General features: G+C 48.1%; 6 protein-coding genes, 17 tRNA genes and 3 rRNA genes. 5 read left to right on the top strand and 21 right to left on the bottom strand.

What is annotated here, in order from left to right:
* Positions 1 to 287 precede the first annotated feature (287 nt).
* The 5 genes from NST38_RS01770 (at position 288) to NST38_RS01750 (ending at position 5,405) form a co-directional block, all read left to right on the top strand.
* The gene (locus NST38_RS01770; RefSeq protein WP_076253950.1) at positions 288 to 1,196 is read left to right on the top strand and encodes a LysR family transcriptional regulator; all 909 of its coding nucleotides are present in this window, start codon (positions 288 to 290) and stop codon (positions 1,194 to 1,196) included.
* A gap of 147 nt (positions 1,197 to 1,343) precedes the next feature.
* Positions 1,344 to 2,204 (top strand): CYTH domain-containing protein, encoded by an 861-nt coding sequence (locus tag NST38_RS01765; RefSeq protein WP_076253952.1) that lies wholly within the window; start codon positions 1,344 to 1,346, stop codon positions 2,202 to 2,204.
* A 374-nt stretch (positions 2,205 to 2,578) separates the two neighbouring features.
* On the top strand, positions 2,579 to 4,261 hold the full coding sequence (locus NST38_RS01760) for a helix-turn-helix domain-containing protein (RefSeq protein ID WP_076253954.1): 1,683 nt from the start codon (positions 2,579 to 2,581) through the stop codon (positions 4,259 to 4,261).
* Positions 4,262 to 4,358: 97 nt separating this feature from the next.
* Positions 4,359 to 4,841 (top strand): ABC transporter substrate-binding protein, encoded by a 483-nt coding sequence (locus NST38_RS01755; protein ID WP_076253957.1) that lies wholly within the window; start codon positions 4,359 to 4,361, stop codon positions 4,839 to 4,841.
* A gap of 9 nt (positions 4,842 to 4,850) precedes the next feature.
* On the top strand, positions 4,851 to 5,405 hold the full coding sequence (locus tag NST38_RS01750; RefSeq protein ID WP_076253959.1) for an ABC transporter substrate-binding protein: 555 nt from the start codon (positions 4,851 to 4,853) through the stop codon (positions 5,403 to 5,405).
* A 223-nt stretch (positions 5,406 to 5,628) separates the two neighbouring features.
* Here the strand turns inward: NST38_RS01750 and NST38_RS01745 are convergent, their stop codons facing one another.
* The 21 genes from NST38_RS01745 to NST38_RS01645 form a co-directional block, all read right to left on the bottom strand.
* Positions 5,629 to 6,234 (bottom strand): short chain dehydrogenase, encoded by a 606-nt coding sequence (locus NST38_RS01745; protein WP_076253961.1) that lies wholly within the window; start codon positions 6,232 to 6,234, stop codon positions 5,629 to 5,631.
* Positions 6,235 to 6,418: 184 nt separating this feature from the next.
* Positions 6,419 to 6,489: transfer RNA gene (locus tag NST38_RS01740), tRNA-Gly, on the bottom strand.
* 12 nt (positions 6,490 to 6,501) lie between these two features.
* Positions 6,502 to 6,575 (bottom strand) — tRNA-Pro (locus tag NST38_RS01735).
* 16 nt (positions 6,576 to 6,591) lie between these two features.
* A tRNA-Arg gene (locus tag NST38_RS01730) sits at positions 6,592 to 6,668 on the bottom strand.
* A 6-nt stretch (positions 6,669 to 6,674) separates the two neighbouring features.
* Positions 6,675 to 6,749, bottom strand: a tRNA-Gly gene (locus NST38_RS01725).
* 8 nt (positions 6,750 to 6,757) lie between these two features.
* Positions 6,758 to 6,844: transfer RNA gene (locus NST38_RS01720), tRNA-Leu, on the bottom strand.
* Positions 6,845 to 6,853: 9 nt separating this feature from the next.
* Positions 6,854 to 6,929, bottom strand: a tRNA-Lys gene (locus tag NST38_RS01715).
* Between the two features lie 9 nt (positions 6,930 to 6,938).
* Positions 6,939 to 7,013 (bottom strand) — tRNA-Gln (locus NST38_RS01710).
* A gap of 11 nt (positions 7,014 to 7,024) precedes the next feature.
* Positions 7,025 to 7,100, bottom strand: a tRNA-His gene (locus NST38_RS01705).
* Positions 7,101 to 7,197: 97 nt separating this feature from the next.
* Positions 7,198 to 7,273 (bottom strand) — tRNA-Thr (locus tag NST38_RS01700).
* Positions 7,274 to 7,296: 23 nt separating this feature from the next.
* Positions 7,297 to 7,374 (bottom strand) — tRNA-Asp (locus NST38_RS01695).
* Positions 7,375 to 7,399: 25 nt separating this feature from the next.
* A tRNA-Met gene (locus NST38_RS01690) sits at positions 7,400 to 7,473 on the bottom strand.
* Positions 7,474 to 7,489: 16 nt separating this feature from the next.
* A tRNA-Val gene (locus NST38_RS01685) sits at positions 7,490 to 7,565 on the bottom strand.
* Positions 7,566 to 7,571: 6 nt separating this feature from the next.
* Positions 7,572 to 7,643 (bottom strand) — tRNA-Glu (locus tag NST38_RS01680).
* 15 nt (positions 7,644 to 7,658) lie between these two features.
* Positions 7,659 to 7,750, bottom strand: a tRNA-Ser gene (locus NST38_RS01675).
* Positions 7,751 to 7,753: 3 nt separating this feature from the next.
* Positions 7,754 to 7,829 (bottom strand) — tRNA-Asn (locus tag NST38_RS01670).
* A 1-nt stretch (position 7,830) separates the two neighbouring features.
* Positions 7,831 to 7,906: transfer RNA gene (locus NST38_RS01665), tRNA-Ala, on the bottom strand.
* Between the two features lie 33 nt (positions 7,907 to 7,939).
* Positions 7,940 to 8,013, bottom strand: a tRNA-Ile gene (locus NST38_RS01660).
* A gap of 59 nt (positions 8,014 to 8,072) precedes the next feature.
* A 5S ribosomal RNA gene (gene rrf / locus NST38_RS01655) occupies positions 8,073 to 8,189 on the bottom strand.
* 74 nt (positions 8,190 to 8,263) lie between these two features.
* Positions 8,264 to 11,189 (bottom strand): 23S ribosomal RNA (locus NST38_RS01650).
* Between the two features lie 309 nt (positions 11,190 to 11,498).
* Positions 11,499 to 13,051 (bottom strand): 16S ribosomal RNA (locus tag NST38_RS01645).
* Together the 16S, 23S and 5S rRNA genes with 17 tRNA genes alongside form the textbook arrangement of a ribosomal RNA operon.
* Between the last annotated feature and the right edge of the window lie 373 nt (positions 13,052 to 13,424).

Here is a 13,424-nt window from a genome sequence, read left to right as displayed (position 1 = left end):
TGTATGTCTTGTATGTAAAATTGGAATTAACTTTTTAGATGAATTCTGTTGATGTTCATAGATTAAATCTATAGTAGGTGAACTAATCATTTGCACGATAACGGAGAGGACAGAAAAAACCTGAAAAAGCGAAGCGTTCGCCTTTATCACCGGATTTTCCCTTTAAGAAAAGGGAATCAAAAAATCTGGGGATAACAGCGATTGGAAGGTTGTTCTGTCATCGTAGTGTCTGTGTAAATAATCTTTAGTTCAATTTATATAGTAGAAGTGAGAGGAGTGTCGGGACATTGAATCTGATCAAATTACAAATTGTAGAACTGATCGACAAACATCATCACATGACAAGCGTGGCCGAGTTACTGGGGATCAAGCAACCTACCGTTACATTTCATATGAAGTCATTGGAGGAAGAGATGGGCGTGCGATTATTCGAATCGCGTAGTGGAAAGACATTTTTAACCGAAGCCGGACAGGCTTTGCTCCACTATTCCGTCAAAATCAATGCTCTGACCCAAGAGGCACGACGGGTCGTAAAGGAATATGACAGTCTCTATCGGGGCACCCTGCACATTGGAGCAAGCTATGTACCGGCTACATATTTGCTGCCCACCATACTCAATACCTTTTCTCAGGAATTCCCGGGCATTCGTATCGTCTTATCCGTCAAACCATCACCTGTTATTCGCGAAATGTTAATTCGTCATCAGATTGATCTGGGTGTGATCTCTTCCGAGCCATTTGTCGGACCTGCTCTGCAAGCCGAGACGCTATGTGAAGATGACTTGGTATTAATCTGCTCTCCGCAGCATGGTTTGGCCCAGAAGGATGCACTAACGCCTGATCATATCGCACAGATTCCTTTTGCCTTACATGGCAATGAATCCAGTACACGGCGGCTAACCAATCAATGGCTTGCGCAACATGATATTCGTTTGCGGAGTACCGTGGAGATGGATTCCCTGGAAGCGATCAAACAGCTCGTGTTAATCGGGGGACATGTCTCATTCATGTCTCGGATGGCGGTACAGTGGGAGGAACAGCACGGGCTCATTCAAGTTCTTCCCATTCCGGGAGAGCAGGCACCGCGCCATATCTATACGGTACATAACAAGGATCGCCACCCTTCCGTTCAGGTAAACCGCTTCAAAGAAGTGCTGCGAGAGGTGAGTCACGGCTTCCCCATTTTCCATGGCTGATTGCCCTGATCCGCTATAAACTATCGTTTGCCATTCATCAAATCTATGCAGGGTTAACGCAATGTGCGCCTCCCTTTAATCGCTTTCATATATTCGGGCGATAAAGTGGGATCTGTACGTTAATCCAGATTAGGAGAGTGATTGGTTTTGAAAAAGTGGAAAAAGGTAACCGCCTCATTGATGCTGAGCATCGTAACATTGGGAAGTGGAATGACATTTCTGGGAGCACCCCAGGCTTCAGCTGCTGCCAATGCCGTTCCTGCTTATGAAGTAAAGTTTCTGGCCAAGCCAGAACTTGTATTGAATACAGATGGGACACCACGCAGTGAAGTGATCCAGACACTCGGCCTAAATTCCACGCCAAGAAATATTAACGTAGAGTACTTCGACACCAATGCTCTCGGATTGGATCAACAAGGATGGAATGTTCGTTTTCGCAAAAAGGATGATAAAAATAACTACGAATTGACTTATAAAAAACGCTACCCTGTGATCAATGGCAATATCAACGCAGCGCTGACTCTGGCTAACCAAGAGGGATTTGATAAATCGGATGATAACTACGAGGCTGAAATTGATTGGGGATACGGCAAACAGACGCTGAGCTTCTCCAACACCAAAAAAGTCGATACCAAAGCGACAGGAGTCCAACTTCCTTCCCAGCAAGAAGCCTTGAACATGTTACTGGACAAGCTTCCGGGCAAATTGAAAAACTGGTCTGCCTCCAACTGGGGCAAGCAGCAATTGACTCAATCCCGTGCATATGGTCCAATCACATTCCAACGATATGAAGGTACATGGAGTGGTCAAGAGCTTACACTCGAAGTATGGCCGATCCGTGACGCAGCAGGTACAGGTATTGAGAATATCGTAGAGGTTTCTTTCAAAACCGATGATACTGAAGCCGTATCCGGACTGCGTACCCAACTGTTGCAGTTTCTGGAGAACAACAACTGGCTGATTCCGGCTGATGGCTTGAAGACACAGACGATTCTGGAAAGATACTAATCGCAAGCTCTAATTAAAAAGACAAGTTCCTCTTCCTGCGGACATCTTAGGAGAGGGGCTTGTCTTTTTTTGCGTAGTGAATTAAATGATCTGTTATTTAAGTAATTCTACGATTAACATCAGTTAAGATTTTCACTAATTATTCGCTCAACGGTTTAGATGATGGGAACTATGTATTGGCTATTTTCCAACTCGGTAACCTATTTCAATTCAAGTTATAGTGGAGAGTTACGCGGTTCAATGATTAGAATTCGCTATTTCATTTTCATATTATCATATGGACTTCTTATTTGAATGACAATATGCGATAATTGATAATTATTCTCAAATACATCATATGTAATGTTACTATTGCAAGTTAAGGAGGGATTCTGGTGACTTTGCAAGTCTTTCCACTGATATCTAACGGTGACCATACCCGTGACCTATATGCAAGATTCAAGACATCCGAAGTTCTCGATCAAGCGTCTTTTCTTGCCCCATTCGTATTAGCGGACTCACATCTTCTGCTCATCTGTACTGGCGGTGAAGCCGATATCCGTATTGGGCATAGGCTGAATCATGCCACACTCGGCAAGATGTATCTGATCCTGCCAGGAACAGCGATAGAATATACAACGGATGAGGTTCATCCTTTACAGGGCATCGCGATATATTTTGATATGTTGAAGCCTCTCTCCGACATCAATAAAGCTACTTCCGGATCTACTGTAATGGAGGTATACCAAAAAGGGTTACTTCGTTCGGCTTATGCCGATGAGTTACCGCATGAACTTTTTCAGGAATGTACCAGAATTGCCTCACAGCTCCATGAATGCATCTCTGTACCTCAAGAAAATCGTCCATTTCGTATTCAGACTTTGATGCATGAATTGTTAACCCATGTGTATGCTCCTCCCAAAGAAAGTGCAATAGGAGATTCCGAACACACCTCTGCTTTGGATCAAACGCTTGAACTTATTGAGCTTGGATATGCTGAGCATCTTTCTCGTGAAGTTCTTGCCGGAGTGGCAGGCATGAGTGTGTGGCACTATTCGCGGGTATTCAAAAACAGCACTGGCATCAGTCCCATGGAATACGTGAATAACATCCGTATGGACCGGGCCAAAGAGATGCTGCTCGTCCCCGGCCAAACCATCAAACATATCGCCTCACAGGTTGGTTTTCAGGACGAGTTTTACTTTAGTCGCAAATTCAAAAAATATGTTGGCGTGTCTCCCTCTACCTATCAACGACAGAAACGCAGTAAAATTGCCGCTCTCTCCTTCGGAACCACTGGCCATCTGCTGGCATTACAGATCATCCCCCATGCGGCATTGATCGATAACCGACGGGATCAACACAGGAATCTGTTTTTCTCGAATATCCCTTATCATCTGGGACGTAGCAAACGCATGAATCCTCGTATCTGGCAAACCAACGTTGAGTTGTTGATGCAAGCGAGCCCTGACCTCATACTCTGTAATGAGTACGAAGCCAATACGTTAAAAAGAACGCTACAGCGAATTGCGCCTACCATCGTTATCCCATGGAAAGGATTGAGCTGGCGGGAACACTTCATACAAGTTGCCTCCATTGTGGGACAGCAACAAGATGCTCAGCAATGGTTGGAGCAGTACGATGACAAGGTAATCCAAGCCAAAGAGCAGCTTACTCATTTAATCGGTAAGGATACGGTCTCCATTATTCATATCATGATGGGTCATCTGTTAATCTACGGGCGACGCAATGGGGGCGCTGTTCTATATAACGACCTGGGCGTGGCGCCTTCACATGATCTGCTTCCAGGGCAAGTCTATCGTGCATTGGATGAACAGGAGTTGCCTCAAATGGTTGGAGATCGCATGTTACTGATTGTGGACCAGGACTCAGAATCCCAGCAACGTTGGCATAAACTACAACATACTCAGCAATGGCAAGATTTGATGCCTGTGCAGAACCAACATGTATATCTGCTAGATGAAATGCCGTGGTTGGATTATTCACCATATGCTCATGATCAGATCATCGATGAAACCCTGAAACTTTTTGGTGGAACTCAGCACATTAATCCATGACCGGATAGCACAGAAGGCTATGTCTCCCCCAACATGAGACCGCTACAATATAAAGTGTACTGAGAATCAATATCATTAGAAACACAGGGGGAGTATGATGTACAAACAGCAATATGTCAAAATAACGGGGATCCTGTTCATACTCGCGATGTTACTTGTTGCGTGTGGACAGACACCTGCAAGCACTTCGCAGCCATCTGCAGATGGCGTAAAATCAGCTGCGTGGACAGATGGGGACTCATCCACTGAATCAGCTACTAAGACCGTGGAGAGCGCCAGTGGCAGCAAAGAAATCCCGGCACATCCCGAACGGATTGTGTCCATTAATATGGAGGACATTCTCCTCTCCTTGGAGGTACCACTGGTACTTGCTACACCTATTGGTCGGCAAGATTACCTGAATGAGCAACTTGAAGCTCAAGGCGTGGATGTCGAACCCATCAATGAAAGTGTCAATTTTGAAGCTGTAGTCAGCGCCAATCCGGACCTCATTATTGCCAATGCCAGTTTGGATGCCAAAATTCTCGAACAACTCGAGAAGATCGCGCCTACGATCACTTATGATCGCCGTAATTGGTAGGAATCTATCGTGCAGGTAGCTACTGCGCTAGATATTGAAGAGCGGGCTGAACAGCTTTTACAAAAAAATAAAGACCAAGTAACTGAATCTCAGAAGCTCGCAGCCGATATCACCAAGACCAAACCTACAGCTGCATTCCTGCGCCTGGAAGAGAAGGATATGCGTTTGTTCTTCTCTTCCATTCCATCCACGCCATTTCCAGCTTCCAGTTATGTAGGAGCGGGTTATGAGGTTGGATTCACTCCCGATGCTCTCGTTACCAAACTCGAGGCAGAGAACCCGGATCGGATGAATGCCAGTATCTCGGTAGAACTTTTGCCTGAAATCAAAGCAGACTATCTGTTTATCGTGTCCATTAGCTCAGATGGGTCAGCTGAAGCGTTGCAAAAAACAAAAGATGAACTCAATGAAATCCAGCAACTCCAAGTATGGAAAAGCCTACCCGCTGTCCAAAATGGTCATGTCTATGTCCTCAATGCTAAGAAATGGCTCATTGACGGCCCCATTGCCGAATCGCTCAAACGTAATGAAATGCTCGAAGTTCTTGGACTACCTGCCCCATAATAGTCAATATACCTCTGTTTCATTCACAACAAACAAAAGGAGATCTACCGAAAATCCGGTGAATCTCCTTTTGTTTTAATATTTCAAATGGCCTCATTCAGTTCTGTTTCATGAAAAATCATTCTACATGCTTAACAGCTAAATGTATTTCATGTACACCTTTCTCATCCTGCAATTAATTAGGGATAGGTAATCATCAAAATCATATATAACTTTCCGGCTTTTAATATATTTTAAAATTTTGGGCTGTTTCAATCCCAAGTGCACTCTGGATAAACGTATTAGCCACTTTCTCTACAGGTACAGGATTAAATCCAATAAAGAAATCCTTATATTTTTCCGCCGACTCTACAAACAGATTAGGACTAACCGAATTCAAACGAATGCCTCTTGGTAACTCAAACGCTGCCGCTTTGGCAAACGAATCAATAGCCCCATTGACCATAGCACTTGATGCACCTTTCTCAATAGGGTGGTCTTGTATAATGCCACTGACCAGCGTGAAACTCCCCTTGTCGTTAATATAGTGCTGTCCAATCAATACGATATTGACCTGTCCAAGCAGTTTACCCTGCACACTAATCATATTGTTCTCAGGTGTCAGTTCTTCGAGTTTCGCATAATGGGTCTGGCCCGCCGCCACAATGACGTAATCAATATTTCTCACCGTTTCGAAGAGGGTAGTAATACTCTCTGTCGACGTCATATCCACCTGAACATCCCCGGATTGTCTACCTGCTGTAATAACCTCAACGGAATAATCTCTCAGTTTCGCAACAACGGCTTTACCTAATGTTCCGTTTCCACCAATGACCAGAGCTCTTTTCATTACTGTTTGTCCTCCTTTATAAACAAATACGGTTAATCAGATACGAATTGTTCTATTTATTTAAACAAAGATTCCATCCTTAATCAAATGACAATTGACCCTATTTTAAATAAATTACACTTATTCTTTTTAACACAAAAAAAGCCTTTGCTATAAGCAAAGGCTCTTCTATATGTTACTAGGAAGCGGGTGATGGGAATCGAACCCACGCTATTAGCTTGGAAGGCTAAAGTTCTACCATTGAACTACACCCGCAAATAAAAAAAATCGGGATGACACGATTTGAACATGCGACCCCCTGGTCCCAAACCAGGTGCTCTACCAAGCTGAGCTACATCCCGATACTTATGAGAATAATGGCGCGCCCTGAGAGATTCGAACTCCCGGCCTTTTGATTCGTAGTCAAACGCTCTATCCAGCTGAGCTAAGGGCGCAAATATTGGAGCGGAAGACGGGAATCGAACCCGCGACCCTCGCCTTGGCAAGGCGATGCTCTACCGCTGAGCCACTTCCGCAAAACATATGGTGCGGTCGAGAGGACTCGAACCTCCACGGGGGTTAGCCCACACGGACCTGAACCGTGCGCGTCTGCCAATTCCGCCACGACCGCAAAATATAATGGTGAGTCATGAAGGGCTCGAACCTTCGACACCCTGATTAAAAGTCAGGTGCTCTACCAACTGAGCTAATGACTCGTAATGAAATGGCTGGGGATATAGGATTTGAACCTATGCATGACGGAGTCAAAGTCCGTTGCCTTACCGCTTGGCTAATCCCCATTAAAAAATCATGGGGCGATCGAGGGGAATTGAACCCCCGAATGCCGGATCCACAAACCGGTGCGTTAACCACTTCGCCACGACCGCCATAGAGTAAGCCATTCATCCACTAAGAGTATCTTAGTATTAACAATTTTACTTGTAATATACATTCTATCACAAATTCAGATGTAAATACTAAAAATGGTGCCGGCGAGAGGACTTGAACCCCCAACCTACTGATTACAAGTCAGTTGCTCTACCAGTTGAGCTACACCGGCACGGTGTATATTTAATTAAAAAATGGCGGAACCGACGGGATTCGAACCCGCGATCTCCTGCGTGACAGGCAGGCATGTTAGGCCAACTACACCACGGTTCCAGATCACTTTCTCAAGGAAAGTTAATTGCGGGGGCAGGATTTGAACCTGCGGCCTTCGGGTTATGAGCCCGACGAGCTACCGGGCTGCTCCACCCCGCGTCGTTATAAAGTTATATGGTGGAGGCTGAGGGGATCGAACCCCCGACCCTCTGCTTGTAAGGCAGATGCTCTCCCAGCTGAGCTAAGCCTCCATAATATGACCCGTAGGGGATTCGAACCCCTGTTACCTCCGTGAAAGGGAGGTGTCTTAACCCCTTGACCAACGGGCCTTGCTAAAAAATATCTGGCGGAGAGAGAGGGATTCGAACCCTCGAGACGCTTGTGACGCCTACACGATTTCCAATCGTGCTCCTTCGGCCAGCTCGGACACCTCTCCATATGGCTCCCCGAACAGGGCTCGAACCTGTGACAACTCGATTAACAGTCGAGTGCTCTACCAACTGAGCTATCAGGGAATGGTGGAGCCAAGCGGGATCGAACCGCTGACCTCCTGCTTGCAAGGCAGGCGCTCTCCCAGCTGAGCTATGGCCCCATACACTGTGTATTTCTTGTTGTGGTCTTGCTATGGGCCCTGGTGGACTCGAACCACCGGCCTCACCCTTATCAGAGGTGCGCTCTAACCAACTGAGCTAAGGGCCCTAATATATATCCCTTATTCCTTGGCAAGGGGGGCAAAAAAAATACCCCAAAGGGAAATCGCTTGGCGGCGTCCTACTCTCCCAGGACCCTGCGGTCCAAGTACCATCGGCGCTAGAGGGCTTAACGGTCGTGTTCGGGATGGGTACGTGTGGAACCCCTCCGCCATCGCCACCAAACGCGTAGCTTACATTTCAGAGATCGTTCTCTGAAAACTAGATTCGAAACGAAACATGCGAATTATCACTTGCTATTGGATAAGCCCTCGACCGATTAGTACTGGTCAGCTCCATGCATTGCTGCACTTCCACCCCCAGCCTATCTACCTCGTCGTCTTCAAGGGGTCTTACATACTGGGAAATCTCATCTTGAGGGGGGCTTCACGCTTAGATGCTTTCAGCGTTTATCCCGTCCGTACATAGCTACCCAGCGGTGCTCCTGGCGGAACAACTGGTACACCAGCGGTACGTCCATCCCGGTCCTCTCGTACTAAGGACAGCTCCTCTCAAATTTCCTACGCCCACGACAGATAGGGACCGAACTGTCTCACGACGTTCTGAACCCAGCTCGCGTACCGCTTTAATGGGCGAACAGCCCAACCCTTGGGACCTACTTCAGCCCCAGGATGCGATGAGCCGACATCGAGGTGCCAAACCTCCCCGTCGATGTGGACTCTTGGGGGAGATAAGCCTGTTATCCCCAGGGTAGCTTTTATCCGTTGAGCGATGGCCCTTCCATGCGGTACCACCGGATCACTAAGCCCGACTTTCGTCCCTGCTCGACTTGTAGGTCTCGCAGTCAAGCTCCCTTATGCCTTTGCACTCTTCGAATGATTTCCAACCATTCTGAGGGAACCTTTGGGCGCCTCCGTTACTCTTTAGGAGGCGACCGCCCCAGTCAAACTGCCCACCTGACACTGTCCCCGCACCGGATTACGGTACCAGGTTAGAACCTAGATACGATCAGGGTGGTATCCCAACGTTGCCTCCATGCAAGCTGGCGCTCACACTTCAAAGGCTCCCACCTATCCTGTACAGATCGTACCCAAATTCAATATCAAGCTGCAGTAAAGCTCCATGGGGTCTTTCCGTCTTGTCGCGGGTAACCTGCATCTTCACAGGTATTAAAATTTCACCGGATCTCTCGTTGAGACAGCGCCCAAGTCGTTACGCCATTCGTGCGGGTCAGAATTTACCTGACAAGGAATTTCGCTACCTTAGGACCGTTATAGTTACGGCCGCCGTTTACTGGGGCTTCGGTTCACAGCTTCGGATTGCTCCTAACCACTCCCCTTAACCTTCCAGCACCGGGCAGGCGTCAGCCCGTATACTTCGCCTTACGGCTTCGCACAGACCTGTGTTTTTGCTAAACAGTCGCTTGGGCCTTTTCACTGCGGCCCCCTCGTGCTATTCACACTACCGGGGCACCCCTTCTCCCGAAGTTACGGGGTCATTTTGCCGAGTTCCTTAACGAGAGTTCTTCCGCGCGCCTTAGAATACTCTTCTCGCCTACCTGTGTCGGTTTGCGGTACGGGCACCATCACCTGGCTAGAGGCTTTTCTTGGCAGTGTGAGATCATGACCTTCGCTACTATAATTTTCGCTCCCCATCACAGCTCAGCCTTACAATGTGCGGATTTGCCTACACATCAGCCTTACTGCTTAGACGGACATCCATCAGTCCGCGTCACTACCCTACTGCGTCCCCCCATTGCTCATAACGGCTTACGGTGGTACAGGAATTTCGACCTGTTGTCCTTCGACTACGCCTTTCGGCCTCGCCTTAGGTCCCGACTTACCCTGAGCGGACGAGCCTTCCTCAGGAACCCTTAGGCTTTCGGCGGATCAGATTCTCACTGATCTTTTCGTTACTCATACCGGCATTCTCACTTGTATAATGTCCAGCGCTCCTTACGGTACACCTTCAACCCTTATACAACGCTCCCCTACCCCTGATGCAAAGCATCAAGCCATAGCTTCGGTGGTGTGTTTAGCCCCGTTACATTTTCGGCGCAGAGTCACTCGACCAGTGAGCTATTACGCACTCTTTCAATGATGGCTGCTTCTAAGCCAACATCCTGGTTGTCTGTGCAACTCCACATCCTTTCCCACTTAACACACACTTGGGGACCTTAGCTGATGGTCTGGGCTGTTTCCCTTTTGACAATGGATCTTAGCACTCACTGTCTGACTCCCGGAAGTAAGTCTATGGCATTCGGAGTTTGACTGAGCTTGGTAACCCTTGCGGGCCCCGCACCCAATCAGTGCTCTACCTCCACGACTCTGTTTTCCGAGGCTAGCCCTAAAGCTATTTCGGGGAGAACCAGCTATCTCCGAGTTCGATTGGAATTTCTCCGCTACCCCCACCTCATCCCCGCATTTTTCAACATGCGTGGGTTCGGGCCTCCAGTGCGTGTTACCGCACCTTCACCCTGGACAGGGGTAGATCACCCGGTTTCGGGTCTACGTCCACGTACTAAGTCGCCCTATTCAGACTCGCTTTCGCTGCGGCTCCGGCTCTTCACCTTAACCTTGCACGGGAACGTAACTCGCCGGTTCATTCTACAAAAGGCACGCCATCACCCCTAAAACGGGCTCTGACTTTTTGTAAGCACACGGTTTCAGGTTCTATTTCACTCCCCTTCCGGGGTGCTTTTCACCTTTCCCTCACGGTACTGCTTCACTATCGGTCGCTAGGAAGTATTTAGCCTTGGCAGATGGTCCTGCCGGATTCATACGGGGTTTCACGTGCCCCGCACTACTCGGGATCCGTCTCGGAGGGAACCAACTTTCAACTACAGGGCTTTTACCTTCTTTGGCGGGCCTTTCCAGACCTCTTCGCTTAACCGGTTCCTTTGTAACTCCATGTGAGACGTCCCACAACCCCAAAGAGCAAGCTCTCTGGTTTGGGCTTCTCCGCGTTCGCTCGCCGCTACTGACGGAATCACTATTGTTTTCTCTTCCTCAGGGTACTTAGATGTTTCAGTTCCCCTGGTATGCCTCTACACAACCTATGTATTCAGTTGTGAGTAACTGGAAATTACCCCAGCTGGGTTTCCCCATTCGGACACCCCCGGATCAAAGCTTGCTTACAGCTCCCCGAGGCAGTTTCGTTGTTCGCCACGTCCTTCATCGGCTCCTAGCGCCTAGGCATCCTCCGTGTGCTCTTAGTAGCTTAACCTCGTGCTCCGGTTTCGACTGCTCGCTTCCCTTGGTTTGCTTGCGCAAAGCCAAAAGTCGCTCCCATTCGATACCATCGTACGTGCAATCTACCGTTTTTATTGAAACTTGTTTAACACAAGTTCAGCTAAAAAGGAATGTTCTAATTCGCGTTTGTTTCGTTTCGATATCTAGTTTTCAAAGAACAAGCTCCATGCAAAAGCAAGCTGTTTGAGAGTTTGAGCTCTCAAAACCGAACAACGAGTGAGTAGTTTGTGCAGATCTAGTCTGCTATTTGAATGTTTCCGTTGCAGGAAACGATTCTCCATAGAAAGGAGGTGATCCAGCCGCACCTTCCGATACGGCTACCTTGTTACGACTTCACCCCAATCATCTATCCCACCTTCGGCGGCTGGCTCCTTGCGGTTACCCCACCGACTTCGGGTGTTATAAACTCTCGTGGTGTGACGGGCGGTGTGTACAAGACCCGGGAACGTATTCACCGCGGCATGCTGATCCGCGATTACTAGCAATTCCGACTTCATGCAGGCGAGTTGCAGCCTGCAATCCGAACTGAGACCGGCTTTGTTGGGATTGGCTCCATCTCGCGATTTCGCAGCCCGTTGTACCGGCCATTGTAGTACGTGTGTAGCCCAGGTCATAAGGGGCATGATGATTTGACGTCATCCCCACCTTCCTCCGGTTTGTCACCGGCAGTCTATCTAGAGTGCCCACCCGAAGTGCTGGCAACTAAATATAAGGGTTGCGCTCGTTGCGGGACTTAACCCAACATCTCACGACACGAGCTGACGACAACCATGCACCACCTGTCTCCTCTGTCCCGAAGGAAAGATACATCTCTGCATCGATCAGAGGGATGTCAAGACCTGGTAAGGTTCTTCGCGTTGCTTCGAATTAAACCACATACTCCACTGCTTGTGCGGGTCCCCGTCAATTCCTTTGAGTTTCAGTCTTGCGACCGTACTCCCCAGGCGGAGTGCTTAATGTGTTAACTTCGGCACCAAGGGTATCGAAACCCCTAACACCTAGCACTCATCGTTTACGGCGTGGACTACCAGGGTATCTAATCCTGTTTGCTCCCCACGCTTTCGCGCCTCAGCGTCAGTTACAGCCCAGAGAGTCGCCTTCGCCACTGGTGTTCCTCCACATATCTACGCATTTCACCGCTACACGTGGAATTCCACTCTCCTCTTCTGCACTCAAGTCACCCAGTTTCCAGTGCGATCCGGGGTTGAGCCCCGGGATTAAACACCAGACTTAAATGACCGCCTGCGCGCGCTTTACGCCCAATAATTCCGGACAACGCTTGCCCCCTACGTATTACCGCGGCTGCTGGCACGTAGTTAGCCGGGGCTTTCTTCTCAGGTACCGTCACCTTGAGAGCAGTTACTCTCCCAAGCGTTCTTCCCTGGCAACAGAGCTTTACGATCCGAAAACCTTCATCACTCACGCGGCATTGCTCCGTCAGGCTTTCGCCCATTGCGGAAGATTCCCTACTGCTGCCTCCCGTAGGAGTCTGGGCCGTGTCTCAGTCCCAGTGTGGCCGATCACCCTCTCAGGTCGGCTACGCATCGTCGCCTTGGTGAGCCGTTACCTCACCAACTAGCTAATGCGCCGCAGGCCCATCCCCAAGTGACAGATTGCTCCGTCTTTCCAGTTTCCTTCAGGCGAAGAAAACAATTATTCGGTATTAGCTACCGTTTCCGGTAGTTGTCCCAAACTTGAGGGCAGGTTGCCTACGTGTTACTCACCCGTCCGCCGCTAAGTATCAAGGAAGCAAGCTTCCTATCAACTCCGCTCGACTTGCATGTATTAGGCATGCCGCCAGCGTTCGTCCTGAGCCAGGATCAAACTCTCCAATAAAGTATTGAAAAGAGCGATAAGCTCATTTTGAATCTGACGAGATTAAAAATCTCATTTGTGCTCCAGTCGATCCAAGCCAAGGCTTGTCTCAAACTTTTGCGTTCATTCTGCAAGCAGAATGTTCACTCACTCGTTGTTCAGTTTTCAAAGATCAAACTCGTTTCGTTACCGAATGTTGTTCTCTTCAGCAACTCTTATATAATATCATGTCCGAACCAACTTTGCAAGCTCTTTTTTTAAGTTTCTTTCAAAGCTTATTTCAATCGCTTGCCGCACCATGTAAACCGTGTTTTCTTGGCCGGAATTAGAATATATCATGTACAGATTTCAATTGCAAGTCTTTTTTCAAAAATGATAATCAACCCACATCATC

The sequence above is a fragment of the Paenibacillus sp. FSL H8-0104 genome, from assembly GCF_038050215.1.
GTDB classification, from domain to species: Bacteria; Bacillota; Bacilli; order Paenibacillales; family Paenibacillaceae; genus Paenibacillus; species Paenibacillus amylolyticus.
This window is presented reverse-complemented; position numbering and strand designations above follow the sequence as displayed.